Genomic DNA, 21,523 nt, shown 5'->3' on the forward strand with positions numbered 1-21,523 from the left:
TACACGTTCCGCTCCGGTCAGACCCCCGCGCTGCGGATAATCGAATTCATCGGCGGACGGTCGAGCAACGACACCTCGGTGGTAGCCGGTGCAAACGAATCGCCGTCGACCAGGAACTGCGTCAATCCGGCGCCGGAATCCTCGATGCCACAGCGCCGCAGCATCGTCCCGATGATCTGTCGGCTCATCACGCCCAGATCGGCAAGCGGCCGATTGCGATGTTTCCGGACACCGAGATTGACCTGACCGATCGCGCTGAGTCCCAGGGTGTCGTATGTATCGAGCAACAGCCCGATCTCGACTCCGTAGCCGGGTGCGAACGGCACGGCGGAGAGCAGCTCCCGGGTTCCGGCGTACTCACCGCCCAGTGGTTGCAGAACGGCGGTGAGTTCTGGTCGCAGGGCAGCCAGCATCGGCCGCGCCACCAACTCGGTGACCCGCCCACCACCGTTGGCGTCTTCTGTCCCGCTGACGCGCAACGGGCGCCGGTAGTACCCCTTCACCAGATGAATACCGTCGACGGTGAGCAATGGACCCAACAGCTTCGGAACAAACGCCGGGTCCGGATTGATGAGATCGGAATCCACGAACGCGATCAGATCACCCGTGGTGGCCGCGATGGAGCGCCACAGGACTTCGCCCTTGCCGGCTGCGGGAGGGAGCGACGGCACCGCGGACTCGCGGCTGATCACCCGTGCGCCTGCGGCCCGTGCCCGCTTCGCGGTGCGGTCGGTAGACCCGGAATCTAGGACGACAAGTTCGTCCACCAACCCGCCGAGCAACGGATGAATGGTGTCGACCACCGATGCGACGGTCTCCTCCTCGTTGAGCGCCGGAAGCACCACGGAGACGGTGCGGCCTGCTTTGGCTCGCTCGAGTTCCTCGACCGTCCAACTGGGGTGATCCCAACTGTTGGCTTCGGACCACGTGCGCGTGGACCCAGTGCCGGTAATGCTCATGCCAGCCCCCGAACTGTTCGAACAGGGGCGCGTCGGCCCTGAATTGCCGCCACCATGTCGACCACGCGGCGCGTAGATGCCACCTCGTGCACCCGGAACACTCGGGCACCGCCCGCCGCGGCCATTGCTGTCGCTGCCAATGTTCCCTCCAGCCTCTCGGAAAGCTCTACCCCCAGAGTCTCCCCGATAAAGTCCTTATTGCTCAGCGCCATCAGCACTGGCCACCCGGTGTTTACAAGAATGTCCACTTTTCGCAACAACTCGAGCCCGTGAAAGGTGTTCTTGCCGAAGTCGTGGGTCGGATCGATCAGAATCGCATCGCGTGGCACGCCTAATGCAAGGGCTCGTTCGGCGGCGGTGACAACCTCGCTCACCACATCGGCAACCACATCTGTGTATCGGACGCGGTGCGGACGCGTCCGCGGCACCGCACCGCCGGTGTGTGAACACACGATGCCCGCACCGGTTTCGGCGGCAACCATCACCAGTTCCGGGTCGGCGCCGGCCCAGGTGTCGTTGATCAGATCGGCGCCTTCCTTGCGTGCGAGACGGGCGACGTCGCTGCGCCACGTGTCGATGCTGATCAACAAATCCGGGAACTTGTCGCGGATCGCCGCGACAAAGGGAATGACGCGCCTGATCTCCTCGTCGGTGTCGACCAGATCGCCGGGGCCGGCCTTCACTCCCCCGATATCGACCAGATCGGCGCCTTCGTCGACCGCCCGATCCACCGCAGCCATCGCGGCAGAATCCGAGAACGTCGCACCTTTGTCATAGAACGAGTCGGGTGTTCGGTTGACGATCGCCATGACCAATGCACGGTCGACCGCGACCGGTCGACCGCACAGAGTGGGCGCCGGATCTGACTGCGCGGATGAACCGGCCAATGAAGACATGCCTTTCATACTGGCATGACGGAACGCGGTCTAGCCCTTGGGTACCGAGCCTGCGGCCACCTCGTCGACGTAACCGTCGTACGAATCGCTGTAGCCGCTCTCACGGCCGGCGAGGACGTGCAGGGTGTCGGCGCCGACGTCGTATCCGTCGTTGCGCAACTCCACCTTGCGCGATTTGAACGTGCTGGTGTGTTCGAGGGAGTCGACGATGCGAACGAACAGCGGCACGGCGTAGCTGGGAAGCTTTCCGTACAAATGGGTGGCGATGTCACTGCCGTCGAAGGAATGACCGTCGCGCAGGGTCACTGCTGCCATACCGGCCCGCCCGTCGGTACCCGGGATCTCGACGCCGTAGACGACGGCCTCTTCGATCACCGGATGTGAACTGAGCGCACCCTCGACCTCGGTGGTTGCGACGTTCTCGCCCTTCCAGCGGAATGTGTCACCGAGTCGATCGACAAAGGCCACATGGCTCCACCCCTGCTTGCGCACGAGGTCGCCGGTGTCGAACCAGGTGTCACCGTCCTTGAAACCACCCCGCACCAATTTGCTGTTGGTCGCGGCTTCATCGGTGTACCCGTCGAACGGAGCTCGGTCGGTGACTTTGGAAAGCAGTAGTCCAACGGACCCCGTCGAGACTTTGCGCAACCGTCCATCCGGACCACGCAACGCCTTACCGGTTTCCTCGTCGAATTCGACTACGGCATGCGGCAACGGGCAGATTCCGGCGGTCCGATCGACGTTGAGCGCGTTGACGAAGGCGATGTTGCATTCGCTTGCACCGTAGAACTCGGCAACTCGCGCGATACCGAAACGCTCCGTGAATTCCTTCCAGATTTCCGGCCGCAGCCCGTTTCCGACCATCAGTTGAACGGAATTGTCACGGTCGGTGGGCTTCTCGGGCTGATTGAGCAGGTACCGGCACAATTCTCCGATGTAGGTGAAGGCCGTGGCTTTGTTGAGCGCGATATCGTCCCAGAATCTCGACGCCGAGAACTGCCGGCCGATGGCAAGCGTCGCACCCGAAGCCAGCACCGAAGACAACGACACCGTCAAAGCATTGTTGTGATAGAGCGGCAAGCAGCAGTACAGCGTGTCGGACGGACGTAACCGAACACCCATGAGCCCGAGACCGGACATGGACTTGAGCCAGCGGAAGTGAGTCATCAAGCTGGCCTTGGGCATTCCGGTAGTACCCGAGGTGAAGATGTAGAACGCTTTTTCCTTCGCAAGAATCTGGGCCGTCACAGCCGGATTGGTTGCGTCGGCCGTTTTTGCCAGGTCGTCGAGCTCGCTGACCAGAAGTTGCGGCGGTCCGGTAAACCCTTCCGGCAATGATTCGAGCGCTTCTTCGCTCGCATCGGCGACAACAAGCTCGCGTGCGCCGAGCAGCGTAAGACTGTGTGCAAGAACATCATCACGCTGGTTGTAATTCAGCATTCCCGCTGCCGCACCGAGTTTGACGGCAGCCAAGGCGATCAGCAGCGATTCCGGAGTGTTCTTGCCGAGGATCGCCACGACGTCGCCGCGTTGGACGCCGCGCGTGCGCAACACGTCGGCATATCGGTTTACCTGCGCGTTGGCGTCGTCGTAACTTGTTGCATGGCCTTCGAACCGGATGAACGGACGAGTCGGATGCGCTGCGGCGTTCTGCTGGAGAATGAGTCCGATAGACATCGCGGCCGAAGGCTTGCGCAGCAGGCCGGACGCCCCCTTCAGGAGTATCGGCACCTCGGTGATCATCGACGGGAGTTTCGCCGCCAGATCCAGCATGCCAACTTTGTCGCGTGCTTCCGAACTCATGTCTCCCCAATCACGTATCCGGCGACTCGACGGCCACCCCCGGGGCCACCTTACTCCACGGTAAGGTGACCCGTCACGCACTTGGTCAGGAGCTCACACAAGCGTCGAGCGCGGCCTCGACATCAGTCCTGACCAGCAACGTATCCAAAGCTTTCCGGCCCACAAACCCCGTGCCGTCCAATTTGTCCAACCATTCGAGCAGTCCGGTGTAGTGCCCCACCGGATCAAGCAGGACCACAGGCTTGCTGTGCATCCCGAGGTAGCCGGCGGTCCACGTTTCGAACAACTCCTCCAACGTCCCGATACCGCCGGGCAAGGTGATGAACGCGTCCGCGTTGTCTTCCATCAACTGCTTGCGCTGACGCATCGTGTCGGTGACGATCAACTCGTCCGCGTCGACGTCCGCAACTTCCTTGTGCACCAACGCCTTCGGGATGACGCCGACGGTCCACGCGCCCGCAGCCCGAGCCGACTCCGCGACAGCACCCATCATCGAGACGTTGCCACCACCCGAAACCAACTGCCACCCACGTCGACCGATCGCGGTGCCCACCTCGGCGGCCAAAGCCAGGAACGACTCGTCCACCGGACCCGACGCACAGTAGACGCAGATCGAGTACTTCTTGTCGGAATCGGTCACCATTCTTCTTCTTTCCCCAGATCGGCGGCCTCGTCGACGCCTAGATTGGCTTCGGCGACTATCCGGACTGCTTCTTCCACACTGTCAGTGACGTGCAGCAGATTCACATCACCTTCGGAGATCTTTCCGTCATGCTCGAGTGTGTTTCGGATCCACTCGACCAATCCGGACCAGTACTCCGTGCCGAACAGGACAATCGGGAAGCGCGTGACCTTATGGGTCTGCACCAAAGTAAGAGCTTCGAACAATTCGTCCAGCGTTCCGAAGCCGCCAGGCAAGCAGATGAAAGCCTGCGAGTACTTCACGAACATCGTCTTGCGGGCAAAGAAGTACCGGAAGTTGATGCCGAGGTCGACCCACTCGTTGAGCCCCTGCTCGAACGGCAACTCGATGCCGAGTCCGATCGAGTAGCCACCGGCCTCGCTGCAACCGCGGTTGGCGGCTTCCATGACTCCCGGCCCACCACCGGTGATGACGGCGTACCCGGCTTCGGCCAACGCCGTTCCCAGCTCACGGCCGGCCTGGTATTCGGGATGATCGAGAGCGGTGCGTGCCGAACCGAACACGGTGACCGCACGAGGGACCTCGGCGAGCGCCCCGAAACCTTCGATGAATTCGCTCTGGATGCGCAGCACACGCCACGGATCGGTATGGACCCAGTCGGTGGGGCCGCGTTTGTCGAGCAGACGCTGGTCCGTGGTGGTTTTCTCATCCTTGCGTTTGCGTCGGAGTTGAACAGGACCGCGGTGCTTGATCGACGAACTGTGCTTCTTGGAGGCTGAATTCTTCTCTGGTGCCATGCACGCAAGGCTAACGCTCAGGCCGACAAATACTTCCTCAGCACGGCCGCGACGTCGGTGATCTGCTGCACCGGGACGTGCTCGTCACGCTTGTGCGCCAGGTTCGGATCGCCGGGGCCGTAATTCACCGCGGGAATGCCGAGAGCCGAGAATCTGGACACATCGGTCCAGCCGTACTTGGCCCGGAACTGTCCGCCCGCAGCCTCGATCAACGCGGCCGCCGACGGGTTCGCCAGGCCAGGCAGAGCGCCGGGCGACGAGTCCGTGATCTCGAATCCGAGATCCAAGCCGTCGAAGACTTCCCGCACGTGAGCCTCGGCCTGGGCCTCACTGCGATCAGGTGCAAATCTGAAGTTGACGTCCATCTCGGCTGCGTCCGGCACCACGTTCCCCGCGACGCCGCCGGAGATCCGCACGGCCGAGAGTCCCTCCCGGTAGACACAACCGTCGATATCCACCGAACGCGGCGAATATGCCGACATCCGCTCCAACGCGGTACCGAACTTGTGAATCGCGTTGTCCCCCAACCAGGACCGTGCCGAATGCGCCCTGGTTCCTGACGCGGTCAATCGCACGCGCATCGTTCCCTGACACCCGGCCTCGATGAACCCGGCCGTCGGCTCGCCCAGAATCGCGACATCCGCCGCAAGCCATTGCGGGATCTCGCGTTCGATCCGTCCGAGGCCGTTGTAGGCGGCGGCGATTTCCTCGCAGTCGTAGAACACCAGCGTCAGGTCGTGGGCCAAGTTCTCGATCGTCGCCGCAAGGTGCAGGAACACGGCGTCGCCGGATTTCATGTCCACGGTTCCGCACCCGTGCAAAATGTCACCCTCGCGGCGAGACGGAACATTGTCCGCAATCGGAACTGTGTCGAGATGACCGGCAAGCATCACCCGACTCGGCAATCCGCGCGACGTCCGGGCCAGAACCGCATTGCCGTTGCGAATGATCTCGAAGCCGCTGGTCTGCTCGCGCAACGCAACCTCGACGGCGTCCGCGATAGCGGATTCGTCGTGGGAAACGCTGGGAATGTCGACCAGAGCGGCCGTCAGATCGATGGGGTCGGAGGCAAGATCGAGGATGCTCACGGCCACCAGCCTAAGCCCGCAGCCAGCGCACCCAGTAATCTCTAGTCCTGTGAGCGCACACGGAGCATCAGCAGTAGGTATCGCCAACGTGACCGCGGACGGTACCGTCCTCGACACCTGGTTCCCCGCACCGGAGCTGGGAACATTCGAGACGACCGGTACCGAGAACGTCGAGGGAACAGACATTCCTTCCGATCTCGCACTGCTGGCGGGAACCGACGAGGCACGCGAGGTTTCGCAGGTCATCGTCCGCACCACCATCGCTGACCTCTCCAAGGCTCCCGTCGACGCGTACGACGTCTACCTGCGCCTTCACCTGCTTTCCCACCGCCTCGTCGCTCCGCACGGCGTCAACCTCGACGGCCAGTTCGGCCTCCTCGCCAACGTTGTGTGGACCAACTTCGGGCCCTGCGCTGTCGAAGGCTTCGAGCAGGTCCGCTCGCGTCTGCGCATCCGCGGCGTTGTCACCGTCTTCAGCGTCGACAAGTTCCCCCGCATGGTCGACTACGTCGTCCCCTCGGGTGTCCGTATCGCCGACGCCGATCGTGTCCGCCTGGGCGCACACCTCGCCTCCGGCACCACTGTCATGCACGAAGGCTTCGTGAACTTCAACGCCGGCACACTCGGTAACTCCATGGTCGAAGGCCGCATCTCCGCAGGCGTCGTCGTCGACGACGGTTCCGATGTGGGTGGCGGCGCGTCCATCATGGGCACCCTGTCCGGTGGCGGCAAGGAAACGATCTCCGTCGGCAAGCGTTGCCTCCTCGGCGCCAACGCCGGACTCGGCATCTCCCTCGGCGACGACTGCGTCCTCGAAGCCGGTCTGTACGTGACCGCAGGCACCAAGGTCACCGGCCCCGACGGAACCGTCGTCAAGGCATTGGCTCTGAGCGGCAAGTCCAACCTGCTGTTCCGTCGCAACTCCGTTTCTGGTGCCGTCGAGGTCGTGCCGTGGAAGGGCACCGGCGTCGAATTGAATGCCGCACTTCACGCCAACGACTGATGAGTAATACCGACGCCCCCGAAGAAACGACCACCGCTCTCGGCCAGGGTCTCAAGGTCCGCCATCTGACGATGATGGGCCTGGGCTCCGCCATCGGAGCCGGCCTGTTCCTCGGAACGGGCGTCGGTATCGCGACGGCCGGTCCCGCGGTCCTACTGTCCTACATCATCGCGGGCGCCGTAGTCGTCTTCGTGATGCGAATGCTCGGCGAGATGGGTGCTGCGATTCCCGCCAGTGGTTCGTTCTCGCATTACGCGCGCCTCGGGATCGGCGAGTGGGCCGGTTTTGTGATGGGCTGGCTCTACTGGTTCATGCTCATCATGGTTCTGGGCGCCGAGATCACCGGGGCGTCCGCCATCGTCAACGAATGGCTGCCGTCGATACCGCAATGGATGATCGCGCTCGTCTTCGTGGTGTTCTTTGCCATCGTGAACCTGGCCAAGGTCAGTAACTTCGGCGAGTTCGAATTCTGGTTCGCGGCAATCAAAGTCACCGTCATCATCGGCTTCCTGATCATCGGCGTATTGCTGGTGTTCGGCCTGCTTCCCGATACTGACCCGGTGGGAACCTCGAACCTCTTCGGCCAGGGCGGGTTCATGCCCAACGGGTTCTCGGGTGTCGCTGCCGGCCTTCTTGTTGTTGCCTTCGCGTTCGGCGGTATCGAAATCGTCACCATCGCCGCGGCGGAATCGGAGAATCCGGAACGCTCCATCGCGCTCGCCGTCCGCAGCGTCGTCTGGCGTATCAGCGTCTTCTACATCGGCGCTATCTCGATCATGGTGTTGGTTCTGCCGTGGAACGATCCCGATCTCGAGACAAGTCCCTTCGTCTCCGTCCTCAATCTGGCCAACATCCCCGGTGTTGCCGGGTTCATGGAACTTGTTGTGGTTGTTGCCTTGCTGTCGGCCTTCAACGCCAACATCTACGGCACCTCACGGATGGCCTTCTCTCTGTCACGACGCGGCGACGGCCCCGCATTCATGGCCAAACTCTCGAGCACGGGAGTTCCGACCAATGCGGTATTGCTGTCCGTGTTCTTCGGCTTCGTCTCCGTCATGCTCAACTGGCTTCTGCCAGACGACCTCCTCGGCATCCTGCTCAATGCAGTCGGCGCCGCTTTGCTCGTCATCTGGATTTTCATCGTGATCTCCCACCTTCGGCTGCGGAAGCAACTCGAAGCCGAAGGCAAACTGACCATCCGCATGTGGCTGTTCCCGTACCTGAGTTACGCCACACTGGCGATGCTCGGAGCGTTTGTTGTCCTCATGCTGTTCGACGAAGACGCCCGGGATCAGTTGATCTCGACGGCAGTCCTTTTTGCGGTGATCGCCGCGCTCGGATACGCAAACTCGCGGTGGCGCAGGACCAAGGCGCTCGCAGAAACCAGTTAGCGGACTCCCGAGTTACGCGAATCTGGAAACGAACCGCCGCTGCCACGGAGTTTCCACTGCTCGTCGCGAATAGTGTTCGCGCACGTAGGCAACCGCTCCCTCGGCGGCAACACCATCGAGCACCGTCAGACAAGCCAACGCTGTTCCCGTACGACCGAACCCACCGCCACACGCAATCTCCACCCGTTCGGTTTCGGATCGCAGCAAGAGCTCCTCCAGGGCACGCCGAAACTCCGGGCGATCGCTTGGCAGCCAGAAGTCGGGCCAGCGTATCCATCGGCTTTCCCACTCAAACGAAGACGGTTGACGCGCTTGCGCATACAACCCGAAATCGGGCAGTGGCCCGTCAGGTAGTGGATTGCGCAATCCCCTACCCCGAACCAGCCGCCCCGACGGCAGCGGCATCACTCCATCGGCAGTCACGTCCCACGAATTCACTCGAGCTCCTTGCTGCAGTGATCGCCACACTCTGATACGCAAACTCGCGGTCGCGCAGGCCTACCGGAATGATTCCAACAGGTCGTCCGATGCCTGTCGCTCCGTTGTAGACGATGTACCCACAAATTCGGTGGAGGAGAATCGACAGAAATAGCTGCCCACCGACAGCGACGTCGGCATCGTGGTACCTGTTGTCGGAGGTTGGTACGTCGGCCGGCAATTCGACAGTTCGTAGATCTGATCGTCGGACAACGGTATTCGATGTTCGGTACTGCCGACCGACGTCAATTCTCTGACAGCGGCCAGGCCACCGGGTTTCGGTGATCCGCACGAGTCGGAGGGATACCCCGGCCGTACTGCGCGGCCTCGGTCGTCGACCAACCAGAATTCCTCCAGCACGGCCAAGCTGTAGTTGTCGCCGCAGCCGGGAAACCCGGTCCTGTGCGAGGACGAGCGGTTCAGCAGTTCCACCGCCCGACCGAAATCGCCCTTGGTGTCGCCTGGAGTGGGCCGATCGGATACGGGGTCGCGCACTCCAGAGTCTCGGCGTCGACAATTACGGCAACAGGACGGTCAGGGGTGGTCAGGGGTGGTCAGGGGTGGTCAGCTGCCAGATGCCGGCGACAGCGAGTACAACGATCATGATTGCGAACCATCGGCGGAGCATGAGCACACCGTATCGGTCCCCATCTGCGGCGCACGTCAATGTCCTCAAGCCAAAGACCTTCTTTCTGGTCAAAGCTATTGCGCAGGTGGATGTTCGACGGTAAGATCGAATACACGTTCGACATTACCGGGGGGCAATGATGACGACTGCAGTTTCCGACCACACGATTACACAGTTTCGTTCAGTACTGATCGACATGGATCGTTCCGTCGACAATGCAGCACGAGTTGACTTGCTGCGTGCACTCGAGGAACTGAAAGCCAGTTGTGCAGGCGCACAAGCATTGCTAGCTGCTGATCTGGATGCTTCCACTCGCAAAGACCGTGGCGAACGCGGCGTTCCAGTTGCACATCAGGGTCGCGGGATCAATGCCCAAGTTGCTCTCGCTCGACGCGAATCAGTCTGGTCAGGCACTCAACACCTAAGCCTTGCCCGCGCATTGAACGACGAGATGCCCTACACACTCAGGCTCCTGATCTACGGCGCCATCAACGAGCAGCGGGCCACCATTCTCATGCGCGAAACCGCTTGTCTCACAGTCCAAGATCGCGCCGCACTCGATCGCGAGTTCTGCTGCGACGCAGATAACCTGGCCGGCTGCGGAGACCAACAACTGACCGCCAGAATCCGCGCACGCACCGCCGAGGTAGATGCCGAAAGCATGGTTCGGCGCGCCCGCAAAGCCGTAGGTGACCGGCGGGTGACATCACGGCCGGCGCCCGACACTATGTGCTACCTCAGTGTTCTGCTCCCTGTCACGGAAGGGGTTGCCGTTCACGCCACATTGATGCGAGATGCAGATTCCATCCTCGCGCGTGGCGATGATCGCACTCGCGCTCAGATCATGGCCGATCTCGTCGTCGAGCGAGTCACCGGAATCGGGCGCGCAACGCCCACACCCGTCACAGTGAATCTTGTGATTTCCGACCAAGCACTCTTCGGCGATGCCACAGACCCCGCACACGTCAACGGTTACGGACCTATCCCCGCCGGCATTGCCCGGGAATGGATTGCGCAGTCCGGCAAACACATCCGGAGACTCTATGCCTGCCCCTCCACGGGAGAGCTGACAGCTATGGAATCCAAGTCCCGAATCTTCCCGAAGGGACTGGCGCAGTTGATCGACCTCCGCGATCGAAGCTGCCGCACGCCGTGGTGCGACGCACCGGTTCGTCATCGCGACCACATTCGCGACCACCAGAGAGGCGGCGCCACCAGCGCAGTCAACGGTGCAGGACTGTGCGCGGCATGCAATTACGCCAAACAGGGATTGGACTGGTACGCGGAAACCGACGATCACGCACCCGGCACCAGGCACTCCTTCACGACCACAACGCCTACCGGCCACCGGTATTCGTCGGTCGCTCCACCACTTCCGATACCGTGGGCCAGCCCCGAAGCCGCCTAAACAGTCACGCGGGCGAGGCAGATCCGGGCAAGCTCGTCGAGTGGCACCGAGAGCACATCGGCGAGTGCGGCAATCGTGACAAACGCCGGCGTCGGCATGCGCCCGGTCTCGATCTTGCGCAGTGTTTCCGGCGAAATCGCGGCGGCCTCCGCCACATCGACAAGCGTGCGACCACCGCGGGCCTGACGCAGATAGGCGCCCAACTGCTGACCGACAGCAAGCTGGGCCGGAGTTAACGGAAGTCGCACCATGCGACCAGAGTACCGTATGGTGGTATTTTAATACCGGCCCGAAAGGAAATTCCTGTGGTGGAACTGAAAACAACCAACGAGATCGAAGCAATGCGCGTCACCGGCGCGTTCATCGCCGAACTACTCGCCGATCTCGCTGCTCGCGCCAAGCCCGGAGTCAATCTCCTCGACCTCGAGCACCGCGCCCGCCACCTGATCGAAGAACGCGGCGCCGTGTCCTGCTACTGGGACTACTCACCGTCATTCGGACGTGGACCCTTCCGCAACGTCATCTGCTTGTCCGTCAACGACGCGGTGCTGCACGGACTTCCGCACGACTACGTGCTACAGGACGGCGATCTGCTGACCATGGACATCGCGGTCTCCATCGACGGGTGGGTTGCAGACTCGGCGCGCAGTCTCATCGTCGGCGTTCCCCGCGCCGAGGACCAACGCCTCATCGAAGCCACCGAACGTGCCCTCACCGCAGCTATTGCAGTCGCCCGGCCAGGCAATCGCCTCGGCGACATCTCCGCTGCGATCGGCGCTGTCGCAGCCGATTACGGCTACCCCGTCAATACCGAATTCGGTGGCCACGGTCTCGGCCGCACCATGCACGAAGATCCGCACATCCCCAACATCGGACGCGCAGGTCGCGGCATGAAACTGCGACGCGGACTGACCCTCGCGATCGAACCGTGGTTCGCTCTCACAACCGACAAGATCATCTTCGACGACGACGGATGGACTATCCGCTCGGCCGACGGATCACGCACAGCGCACAGCGAACACACCATTGCCGTCACCGACGGTGATGCGCTCGTCCTGACGCGCTAAGCGCCGCGGTGAGCCAATGCGTTGACAAATACGCCGGAGATTTCCGACGGATCACGGGCGATGTAGGTGGACCCGCCGGTGACGCGTGAAATGTCTGCCAGCGCAGCCGCATCGGCGTCGTCGGTGATTCCGATGGTCACGATGATCACCGGTCGCGCTGGGTCCTGCTCCCGTTCGAGCACGTCGAGCAACTGCTCGCGCGTGATGCTGTCGGGGTCCTCGTTAGCACCGTCGGTCAGGATGATCACACTGTTGACCGCGCGCGGGTCGTACGATTCCTGAACTTTCCGAAACGCCGCGAGTGTGGTGTCGTAGAGGCCCGTTGCGCCGCGCTTGAGTTTCGTCAAGGTCTTGGTCTGCTCTGCCATGAGGCTTCGCTGCGTTAATCCACCAACCATGGTGTCGTAGCGGCGAATCGGAACCAGTTCCTGGTAGTCCTGGGTTCCGTTCATGCCCTGGGAGAAGGCCCAGAGTCCGGCTGCGACACTGTCCGGGAACACCTGGTTGCCGGTGAGCGCGGCAGCTGTCGTGAGGTCCATGCGGGTCTTCCCACCGGCGGCCGGGAAGTCCATCGACGACGACACGTCGATCGCGACGAGAGTACGGATCGGTTTAGCCAACAATGCCCAGGATCCGAGCGTCTTGTCGAGTGCGGCTTGGTCCGGCACCGGCAAGGCCTGGACAGCTCCGACGCCCCCATCTACCTGTCCCTGGCCGGACGGGTCGCGAAAACCGTTGCGAGCCAGTATTTCCTGTGACTCCGGGCTCTCGAAAAGCGCCGCGAGGACTTTTGCTTTCTGCGCCGCGGCGTAATGGCGATCGGGCGCCGAGGCACTTACCACCAACGGATAGTCCATCAGCACGGTTCCGGTGGACGGTACCGTCGCGCTGATGGCGGAGTTTGCGAACTGGGTGACCTGCTGTTCGGTCGACACCCCCACCTTGCCGGTAGTGACAAGTTCGGTCAGCATCTTCGCGCCGACAGGCTGGTCCTCGGCGCGCACACTTTCGGCCTGGGCGTGCGGCACCAAAGCTGTGCGAACAGCATCCGCGCCGCTCCCGCTCTCGGCCAGTGCAGCCTGGATCGGGGCGGACGCGATTCCGGTGGACAGCGGATTGCCGAGGGCAAGATCGGGCACTTGGAGCACCGACAGCCAGTCGGCAAACTCCTCACCCCCGGATGCCAGCACCACTGGAGACGTCGCGATGGAACCGCCGGCGGCGGCAACCGGACCGGCCGCGGTGAGGGCTGCTTTGCTGATCCACGACGTGGAGTCCGGAATCCACAGATCCGGTGCATCGGCGCCCTTACCCAATCGTCCGACCACGTCGCCTGGCAGTGCTGCTTCGACAACGACGTGCATGCAGTCCGTCTGCTCCGGGGTGGTTCCGGCCAACACCTCGGATATCGACGGCGCTATGGACGGGTCTGCTGCCAGGGTGAAGTCTTCGACGCTGTCGCAGGTATCGGGTTGCACGGACTTGAAGACGACAATTCCGGTGGCAACGAGCGCCAGCGCAACCATCCCGCCGACTGCGTAAAAACCGAATGATCGCCCGCTGTCAGCGCTCGAATGCCGTCCGCCCGCCATGAAACCTGTCCCTCCGATGCCAGTTGCGCACGCAACTGGAGCAAGTCTTACCGGCGGGTAGTGTAGCGAAAAACACAGAAAAACCAACCAAACAAGATTATTCGGGCAGTAACAAGCGCTTTTGCACCTTGCCCATCGCGTTCCGCGGCAGGGTGTCGACAAACCGAATTTCGCGTGGACGCTTGTGCGCGGACAACTGCGCACCCACCAGATCCACGAGGTCCGGTTCTGTGACCTCGGGTGTTGAGGGCCGCCGAACAACCCATGCCACAATCCGCTGGCCGAGGTCAGGATCGGGAACGCCGACCACCGCGACCTCGGCGACACCGGGATGCCCCAGGATGGCCGTCTCGATCTCGCCGGCACCCACTCGGAAGCCACCCGTCTTGATCAGATCGATGGATTCACGGCCGACGATGCGGTGGAATCCCTCCTCGTCGACGACCGCGACGTCACCGGTCTTGAAGAAACCGTCCTCGGTCCACGATTCGGCAGTGGCATCAGGGCGATTGAGGTAGCCGTCGAACAGCATGGGTCCACGAACCTGAAGTCCACCGATGCTCTCGCCGTCGTGAGGCACGTCGTTACCGGCCTCGTCGCGCAACCGGGTCTCGACCCCGCGCACCGGTAAACCCACCCAGCCTGGCCGACGCTCGCCGTCCGCACGGGTGCTGAGGGTCAGCATGGTCTCGCTCATTCCGTACCGCTCGATAGGAGCATGGCCGGTGAGGGCGCGCAGCTTCTCGAATACCGGCACGGGCAGCGGTGCGCTACCGGAGACGAGCAGCCGGGCCGAAGCCAACGCCCGCGCCGACGCTTCGTCGTCGGCAATTCGCGACCACACCGTCGGCACCCCGAAGTAGAGGGAGCCGCCGGCGTCCGCGTACGCCTGCGGTGTCGGTTTCACAGTGTGGACCAACCGGCTGCCCACTCGTAGTGGTCCGAGCACGCCCAGGATCAGTCCGTGGACGTGAAAGAGAGGCAATCCGTGGACAACGGTGTCTCGGTGTGTCCACTGCCAGGCCTCCGCCAGGGCATCGAGACCTGCGGCAATTGCCTGCCGACTCAGCAGCACACCCTTCGGCGGTCCGGTCGTTCCCGAGGTGTAGAGGACAAATGCAGTGGATTGCGGCGCCGGTTCCGGGTAGCTGTGCCACGAACGGGCGTGCAGGCGAACCGGAACCACCGGCAGGCCGACGCACAATTCGTCGGTCTCCCCCAGCCACGCCTGGGCGCCGGAGTCCTTCAGTATGTGTTCACGTTCGGCCGTTCCCGAATCCGGTGGCACAGGCACAACAGTGACGCCTGCGATGAGCGCTCCGACTACCGCCAGGATGGTCTTTGCCGTGGGAGTCGCCAGCACCGCAACACGCTCGGCCTGCGCAACCCGCTCTGCCACCGACGTGGCAGCGCCGAGAATATGGCTGCGCGAGAGAACCGTATCCCCGATGGTGATCGCGTCGTCGACGTCGTCGCCGCGGGCGATGGCAAGGGGATTCAGTGATCGAAGCAGCATTTTGACAGCATCTCACAACGCAGAAATCCCACTGCGTCGCAGCATCACTGTCTGGCCACGACCGAGCGCAGGAAGAACGCAAGATTCGCCGGCCGTTCCGCGAGCCTGCGCATGAAATACGGGTACCACGCGGAGCCGTACGGAACATATGTCCGGACATGCTGCCCCTCGGCAACCAGCCGTGCTTGCTCGGGTTCCCGGATACCGAACAACATCTGGTACTCGAATCGCTCGACACCACAAAACATCCGGGCCGCCGCCGCGATCACCACCGGATCATGCGACGCCACCATCGGGTATCCCGTTCCCCGGCACAGGATATCGAGACACCGCAGGTACGACGCCGTCACATCCTCGCGCCGGATATAGGCCACCGCCTCGGGCTCGTTGTACGCACCCTTGCACAGCCGGATCCGCGCATCATCGAAAGCGAGGCAATCCGATTCGGTGCGCCGCAGGTAGGCCTGCAGGACAGTGCCCAGCCACGGGAAATCGGCGCGCAACGATCGCACGGTCGCGAGCGTCGCATCGGTGGTGGTGTGGTCCTCCGCGTCCACGGTCACCCACACTCCGGCGGACTGAGCTGCCGCGCAAATAGTTCGAGCGTTTTCGGCGGCTACATCGGTATTCAACTCTGCGCCCAACGACGACAGTTTCACCGACACCTCGACCCGCGGTACCGGAGCAAGCGTGCCGGAAAACTTCCCCAATTCCTCGATCAGCGACAGGTATTCGTGCACGGTTGCCCGCGCCGACCCTGCGTCCGTGACGTTCTCTCCCAGGAAGTCGACGGAGACGTACCGACCGTCGTCGAGTAATCGGCTCACCACCGCTATCGCGTCGCTGCGCTCGCGGCCGGCGACAAACCGGTTCACCACTTGACGGCTGAGCGGCGCCCGGGTAATCGCATGCTCGCATCGAGGAGAACGAGCGGCCGCCAGGATGACCGGGCGTAGCGAATTGGTAAGCACAGCAGACGGTTTCACGTCTCGTTCCCCTGGTGCGGATATCGGTAGTCCGTCGGAGCGACAAAGGTTTCCTTGACCGTACGGGCCGAAACCCAGCGCAACAGGTTGATGGGCGAACCCGCCTTGTCGTTGGTGCCGGATCCGCGGGCGCCACCAAAAGGTTGTTGCCCCACTACCGCTCCGCTCGGCTTGTCGTTGACGTAGAAATTGCCGGCCGTGAATCGCAGTGCGGCGGTTGCCTGAGCTACTGCCGCTCGATCGGCGGCAAAAATCGATCCCGTCAACGCGTATGGCGTCGCAGCATCCACCTCTTCCAGGATCTGGGCAAAGGAATCGTCGTCGTAGACGTGAATCGAGAGGATCGGACCGAAATACTCGTCGGTCATGGCCTGGTCACGTGGATCGTCCACCAGCAGGACCGTCGGCCGCACGAAGTATCCGACGCTGTCGTCGGACTTGCCGCCGACCGCGATCGTGATACCGGCGGTGGCCCCCGCCCGTTCGATTGCCGCCGCACTCTTGTCGAACGCCCGACGGTCGATGACCGCGCCCCCGAAGTTCTCGAGATCGTTGACGTCGCCGTAGCTGATTGCGTCGACCTGCCCGAGAAAGCCGTCCCGCATCGATGTCCACAGACTTCGGGGGATGTAGGCGCGTGAGGCCGCCGAACACTTCTGACCTTGGTATTCGTAGGCACCTCGGATCAGCGCAGTCGTGAGGATCTCCGGGTCGGCCGAGGAATGCGCGACAACAAAGTCCTTGCCGCCGGTCTCGCCGACCAGACGCGGATAACCTGCATATTTGTCGATGTTCGCACCTACCTGCGTCCACAGTGACTTGAATGTTCGGGTCGAACCTGTGAAGTGAATTCCCGCGAGACGTCGATCCTGCAGTGCCACTGCGGAAATGTCCGGGCCGTCGCCGGTCACCAGGTTGATCACGCCAGGAGGCAGACCCGCTTCTTCGAGCAGTTGCAGCGTCAGATACGCCGCCACGCTCTGAGTTGGTGACGGCTTCCAGAGAACGGTGTTGCCCATCAGCGCCGGGGCGGTCGGAAGATTGCCGGCAATCGCGGTGAAATTGAACGGCGTGACTGCGTAGACAAACCCCTCGAGCGGCCGGTAGTCCATCCTATTCCAGACACCCGGCGACGACTGCGGCTGTTCCTCCAGGATCTGACGCGCGAAGTGCACGTTGAATCGCCAGAAGTCCACCAACTCGCAAGGAGCGTCAATCTCGGCCTGCTGCACCGACTTCGACTGACCCAACATCGTTGCCGCCGCGATCCGCTCGCGCCAGGGCCCGGACAGAAGGTCGGCAGCTCTCAAAAGCACGGCAGCTCGGTCGTCGAACGACAGTTCGCGCCAACCCGGCGCTGCTGCGGACGCGGCCTCGATCGCCCGGGCAGCGTCTTCACCGGTGCCGTTCTGAAACGTGCCGAGGACGTGGGCGTGCCGGTGCGGTTCGACAACATCAACCGACGCACCCGAGCCGCGCACCTCCACTCCACCGATCACATGCGGAATCTCGAGGTGCTCGTCGGATACAGTCCGCAAAGCCGATCGGAGCCTTTTCCGCTCGGGGCTGCCGGGCGCATAGGAATGAACCGGCTCGTTGGCCGGAATCGGAACTGCAGTCACGCCGTCCATATCGCCCTCCGTAACCGAAAAACGCCTACCTTCAGTATCTCCCCTGGAATGCCCTCGATAGTGTGCGAATACACCCGCAGCGCTCGAATCGAAGGATGGCTCATGACCACACTGAACGACCTGCTCACAAAAATCGGTTCACAGTCCATCGAGATCGTCGACCTCACCGCCCCCTTGAGTTCCACCACCCCGGTCCTGTCGCTGCCCGAGCCCTTTGCCAACACCATCCCCGCCAGCCTCGAACCCGTCAGCAATTTCGACGACGCCGGACCGATGTGGAGCTGGAACAATCTGCACACCGGTGAGCACACCGGAACCCACCTCGATGCACCGACGCACTGGGTGAGCGGCCGCGACGGCCTGAGCGTCGATCAGATCCCGCCGAGCCGGTTGATCGGCCCCATCGCCGTCATCGACGTCACCGCCGAGGTCGAGAAGAACGCGGACTTCGTGCTCGAACCCGAGCACATCGAAGCCTGGGAATCAGAGAACGGGCCCCTTCCCGAGGGCGCGTGGCTGGTCCTGCGCACCGGATGGGGTTCGCGGGTGGGCGACCCGGAGCGCTTTGCCAACGCCGACGCCGACGGCCCGCACACCCCGGGTATCTCGGCAGCGGCAGCGAAGTGGCTGGCCGAATCGAGTCCGATCAGCGGTTTCGGAGTGGAGACGGTGGGAATCGATGCCGGCGCCGCAGGCGGTTTCGAGCCGATGTTTCCGGCGCACTACTACCTGTTGGGCAACAACAAATACGGACTCACCCAGTTGCTGAATGTCGACAAGCTGCCGACACTCGGCGCCGTGCTGGTTGTCTCACCCCTGCCGATCGTCGGGGGAACCGGCAGTCCGGCCCGGGTCTTTGCATTGGTCGAGCGCTCGTGACGCTCGTGAATACCGTTGCCGACCTGGTCGGACGCACCCTCGCAGAGTTGGGCGTCGGGTATGCGTTCGGGGTAGTCGGCAGCGGAAACTTCACCGTCACCAATGCGCTACGGCGGCACGGAGTTCCGTTTGTCGCCGCCCGGCACGAGGGCGGCGCTGCCACCATGGCCGATGCCTACGCGCGCATGTCCGGAACGGTCGCCGTGGTCACCACCCATCAGGGATGTGGTTTGACCAATGCTCTGACCGGCATCACCGAAGCCGCCAAGAGTCGCACCCCGCTCATCGTGCTGACCGCCGATACCGCCGGCACGGCAGTGCAATCCAACTTCAAGATCGACCAGGACGGTCTCGCTCGGAGCGTGGGCGCAGTGGCCGAGCGGGTACACAGCGCGGATTCTGCTGTCGCGGATACCGTTCGAGCGTTCAATACTGCCTGGCGCGAGCGCCGCACCGTCGTACTGAATCTTCCGCTCGATGTGCAAAGCCAGATCGCGGCCAGTGCAAACACGCCACCCAATGCGCCTGCACTCCAACATATTCGGCCGGATGGGATCGCGCTCGAAAAGTTCCTCGAACTACTTGCCGCCGCCGACCGCCCCGTTTTCGTGGCCGGACGCGGTGCTCGTGACGCCGGACCTGAGATCGCGGAACTTGCCCGCCACACCGGCGCGTTGGTTGCGACATCTGCCGTTGCTAACGGCTTGTTCCACTCGGATCCTTTCTCCCTCGGCATCTCCGGCGGGTTCTCGTCCCCTCGATCCGCGGAACTCATCGCCGGCGCCGACCTTGTTGTCGGATGGGGATGCGCGCTCAACATGTGGACCATGCGCCAGGGACATCTGATCGGCAAAGACACGACGGTTGTTCAAATCGATCTCGACTCCGCCGCACTGGGTGCCCACCGGCCGATCCACCTCGGCATTGTCGGCGACAGCGCGGCCACGGCCACCGACGCCTTGGACGCACTCGACAAGGCACCCGTCCGGGTCGGCTACCGCACCGATGCGGTTCGGGATTCGATTGCGACGGAATCGAAGTGGAGTCAGGTTCCGTTCGAGGATCTCAGCACCGAGCACTCGATAGATCCCCGGTTGCTCTCACTCGAACTCGACAGCATCCTCCCCACGGAGCGCACGGTGTCCGTGGATTCGGGGAACTTCATGGGATACCCCAGCGCCTACCTGTCGGTGCCGGATCACTTCGGTTTCTGTTTCACGCAGGCTTTCCAGTCCATCGGATTGGGATTGGCCACCGCTATCGGCACCGCGTTGGCGCAGCCGGATCGTCTGCCCGTTGCAGCCCTCGGCGACGGCGGCTTCCTGATGGGCATTTCGGAGCTGGAAACCGTTGCGCGGCTGAAACTTCCCCTGCTGATCGTGGTCTACAACGACAGCGCGTACGGGGCCGAAGTCCATCATTTCACCGACCCAGACACTGACCGCACTACCGTGACCTTCCCGGACACCGATCTCGCGGCCGTTGCCCGCGGTTACGGCGCCGACGGCCTCACGGTACGCACGGCCCGAGACCTGGACGCCGTGCGTACATGGGTAAGCGGGCCACGTAGTGGCCCGCTTGTCATCGACGCCAGGATCAGCAGCGACGGCGGATCCTGGTGGTTAGCCGAGGCCTTTAAGGGCCACTAAAGGCTTGTCGTCAGCCGCTTTGCGGCAGCGGCAATCCGCTCGTCCGTGGCGGTCAGTGCGATCCGCACGTGCTGACCGCCGGTCGGGCCGTAGAACTCGCCCGGCGCAACCAGGATGCCTCGCTCCGCGAACCAGGCAACAGTGTCCCGGCAGGCCTCGCCCCGCGTAGCCCACAGGTACAGGCCGGCTTCGGAATTGTCGACGGTGAATCCTGCACTGCGCACCGCGTCGAGCAGGATGGTCCGACGCTCACGGTAACGCTCACGCTGCACATTCTCGTGCAGATCGTCGCCGAGCGCGGCTTCCATCGCGGCCTGGATGGGCAGCGGCAGAATCATTCCAGCGTGCTTGCGGACTTCGAGAAGTTCCGCGACCAATGCCGGATCTCCGGTGACAAAACCGGCGCGGTAGCTCGCGAGGTTCGATGTCTTCGACAGTGAGTGCACGGCCAGCAGACCGGTCAGGTCACCGTCGTTGACGCGGGGATCGAGGATGGACAGTGCGTCCGATTCCCACGTCAGACCGAGGTAGCACTCGTCGGATACGACGATGGCTCCGCGCTCACGTGCCCACGCCACCACCTTCTGCAAGTGCTCGAGACCGAGAACCTTGCCGGTGGGGTTGGACGGTGAGTTCACGAAGATCAGCGACGCCGATTCGGGACCGAGCTTGTTCAAGCCGTCGGCCCGCAAGATCCGAGCGCCTGCGAGCTTCGCGGCAACCTCGTAGGTTGGGTATGCCAACTCCGGAATGACCACAAGATCCTCGCCGCCCAGGCCCAGAAGGGTCGGCAGCCACGCGATCATTTCCTTGGTACCGATCGCGGGCAGCACTGCCGCCGGGTCGATATCGGGGATGTTGTATCGCCGATCGAGTGACTCGGCGATCGCCTCACGCAGGGAGAGGGTGCCGTGGGTGGTCGGGTAGCCCGGAATCTCCGCAACGGATGCAAGAGCTTCCTGAATGAGCGGGTCCACCGGATCCACCGGGGTGCCCACCGACAGATTCACGATGCCGTCGGGATGTGCGTGTGCCGTGGCTGTGACATCCGCCAGGGAGTCCCAGGGAAAATCGGGAAGCCCGGCGGCCACCGGAGTACGAGACAAGATC

20 protein-coding genes are annotated in these 21,523 nt (G+C 62.9%); 6 read left to right on the forward strand and 14 right to left on the reverse strand.

Features of this window, described 5'->3' with window-relative positions:
• Positions 1–17: 17 nt before the first annotated feature.
• From KYT97_RS27955 to dapE, 6 genes are all read right to left on the reverse strand, one after another.
• A complete protein-coding gene (locus tag KYT97_RS27955; protein WP_033234441.1) occupies positions 18–959 on the reverse strand; it encodes a glucosyl-3-phosphoglycerate synthase in 942 nt (313 codons plus the stop codon).
• Positions 956–1,855: a dihydropteroate synthase gene (gene folP / locus KYT97_RS27960; protein WP_092807391.1), complete on the reverse strand. Its 900-nt coding sequence runs from the start codon at positions 1,853–1,855 to the stop codon at positions 956–958. Before folP ends, KYT97_RS27955 begins: the two co-directional genes overlap by 4 nt.
• 30 nt (positions 1,856–1,885) lie before the next feature.
• On the reverse strand, positions 1,886–3,658 hold the full coding sequence (locus KYT97_RS27965) for a long-chain-acyl-CoA synthetase (RefSeq protein WP_219111324.1): 1,773 nt from the start codon (positions 3,656–3,658) through the stop codon (positions 1,886–1,888).
• An 85-nt stretch (positions 3,659–3,743) separates the two neighbouring features.
• The gene (locus tag KYT97_RS27970) at positions 3,744–4,301 is read right to left on the reverse strand and encodes an LOG family protein (protein WP_092807229.1); all 558 of its coding nucleotides are present in this window, start codon (positions 4,299–4,301) and stop codon (positions 3,744–3,746) included.
• Positions 4,295–5,098 (reverse strand): LOG family protein, encoded by an 804-nt coding sequence (locus KYT97_RS27975; RefSeq protein ID WP_033234444.1) that lies wholly within the window; start codon positions 5,096–5,098, stop codon positions 4,295–4,297. The genes KYT97_RS27970 and KYT97_RS27975 overlap by 7 nt, the downstream gene beginning before the upstream one ends.
• 17 nt (positions 5,099–5,115) lie before the next feature.
• Entirely contained in the window at positions 5,116–6,186 is a 1,071-nt protein-coding gene (gene dapE / locus KYT97_RS27980) for a succinyl-diaminopimelate desuccinylase (protein WP_230590146.1), read from the reverse strand.
• Between the two features lie 49 nt (positions 6,187–6,235).
• Here dapE and dapD point away from each other — a divergent pair, with 49 nt between their 5' ends.
• On the forward strand, positions 6,236–7,189 hold the full coding sequence (gene dapD / locus KYT97_RS27985; RefSeq protein ID WP_033234446.1) for a 2,3,4,5-tetrahydropyridine-2,6-dicarboxylate N-succinyltransferase: 954 nt from the start codon (positions 6,236–6,238) through the stop codon (positions 7,187–7,189).
• A complete protein-coding gene (locus tag KYT97_RS27990) occupies positions 7,189–8,580 on the forward strand; it encodes an amino acid permease (protein ID WP_095888533.1) in 1,392 nt (463 codons plus the stop codon). Before dapD ends, KYT97_RS27990 begins: the two co-directional genes overlap by 1 nt.
• 12 nt (positions 8,581–8,592) lie before the next feature.
• Here the strand turns inward: KYT97_RS27990 and KYT97_RS27995 are convergent, their stop codons facing one another.
• Positions 8,593–8,985 carry a protein-tyrosine phosphatase family protein gene (locus tag KYT97_RS27995; protein WP_219113166.1) on the reverse strand — a complete coding sequence of 131 codons (393 nt, stop codon included), beginning with the start codon at positions 8,983–8,985 and terminating at the stop codon, positions 8,593–8,595.
• Positions 8,986–9,078: 93 nt separating this feature from the next.
• A complete protein-coding gene (locus tag KYT97_RS28000) occupies positions 9,079–9,552 on the reverse strand; it encodes a hypothetical protein (protein WP_245005942.1) in 474 nt (157 codons plus the stop codon).
• 269 nt (positions 9,553–9,821) lie between these two features.
• Here KYT97_RS28000 and KYT97_RS28005 point away from each other — a divergent pair, with 269 nt between their 5' ends.
• The gene (locus KYT97_RS28005; protein WP_425332393.1) at positions 9,822–11,093 is read left to right on the forward strand and encodes an HNH endonuclease; all 1,272 of its coding nucleotides are present in this window, start codon (positions 9,822–9,824) and stop codon (positions 11,091–11,093) included.
• Here the strand turns inward: KYT97_RS28005 and KYT97_RS28010 are convergent.
• A complete protein-coding gene (locus KYT97_RS28010; protein ID WP_045069480.1) occupies positions 11,090–11,344 on the reverse strand; it encodes a helix-turn-helix domain-containing protein in 255 nt (84 codons plus the stop codon). The two genes, KYT97_RS28005 and KYT97_RS28010, sit on opposite strands and share 4 nt — an antisense overlap.
• A 54-nt stretch (positions 11,345–11,398) precedes the next feature.
• On the opposite strand from KYT97_RS28010, the gene map reads away from it, so the two are divergent.
• Complete coding sequence (gene map / locus KYT97_RS28015; protein WP_033234450.1) at positions 11,399–12,160, forward strand: type I methionyl aminopeptidase; 762 nt, start codon at positions 11,399–11,401, stop codon at positions 12,158–12,160.
• Here map and KYT97_RS28020 read toward each other — a convergent pair.
• The 4 genes from KYT97_RS28020 to pruA form a co-directional block, all read right to left on the reverse strand.
• Positions 12,157–13,752 (reverse strand): substrate-binding domain-containing protein, encoded by a 1,596-nt coding sequence (locus KYT97_RS28020; protein ID WP_219111326.1) that lies wholly within the window; start codon positions 13,750–13,752, stop codon positions 12,157–12,159. The two genes, map and KYT97_RS28020, sit on opposite strands and share 4 nt — an antisense overlap.
• Positions 13,753–13,849: 97 nt before the next feature.
• Positions 13,850–15,268 (reverse strand): acyl-CoA synthetase, encoded by a 1,419-nt coding sequence (locus tag KYT97_RS28025; RefSeq protein ID WP_219111328.1) that lies wholly within the window; start codon positions 15,266–15,268, stop codon positions 13,850–13,852.
• Positions 15,269–15,312: 44 nt separating this feature from the next.
• Positions 15,313–16,254: a proline dehydrogenase family protein gene (locus tag KYT97_RS28030; protein ID WP_219111330.1), complete on the reverse strand. Its 942-nt coding sequence runs from the start codon at positions 16,252–16,254 to the stop codon at positions 15,313–15,315.
• Positions 16,251–17,885: an L-glutamate gamma-semialdehyde dehydrogenase gene (pruA, locus tag KYT97_RS28035; protein WP_219111332.1), complete on the reverse strand. Its 1,635-nt coding sequence runs from the start codon at positions 17,883–17,885 to the stop codon at positions 16,251–16,253. The genes KYT97_RS28030 and pruA overlap by 4 nt, the downstream gene beginning before the upstream one ends.
• Positions 17,886–17,987: 102 nt before the next feature.
• Between pruA and KYT97_RS28040 the strand changes: the two genes are divergently transcribed.
• Positions 17,988–18,764 (forward strand): cyclase family protein, encoded by a 777-nt coding sequence (locus KYT97_RS28040; RefSeq protein WP_219111334.1) that lies wholly within the window; start codon positions 17,988–17,990, stop codon positions 18,762–18,764.
• Positions 18,761–20,413, forward strand: a complete 1,653-nt coding sequence (locus tag KYT97_RS28045; protein WP_219111336.1) for a thiamine pyrophosphate-binding protein — start codon at positions 18,761–18,763, stop codon at positions 20,411–20,413. The genes KYT97_RS28040 and KYT97_RS28045 overlap by 4 nt, the downstream gene beginning before the upstream one ends.
• Here the strand turns inward: KYT97_RS28045 and dapC are convergent.
• Positions 20,410–21,519, reverse strand: coding sequence for a succinyldiaminopimelate transaminase (dapC, locus tag KYT97_RS28050; RefSeq protein WP_045069464.1), 1,110 nt, complete (start codon positions 21,517–21,519; stop codon positions 20,410–20,412). The genes KYT97_RS28045 and dapC overlap by 4 nt on opposite strands.
• Positions 21,520–21,523 lie beyond the last annotated feature (4 nt).

Origin of the sequence: Rhodococcus globerulus, assembly GCF_019334125.1 — a bacterium.
Lineage (GTDB): Bacteria > Actinomycetota > Actinomycetes > Mycobacteriales > Mycobacteriaceae > Rhodococcus_F > Rhodococcus_F globerula.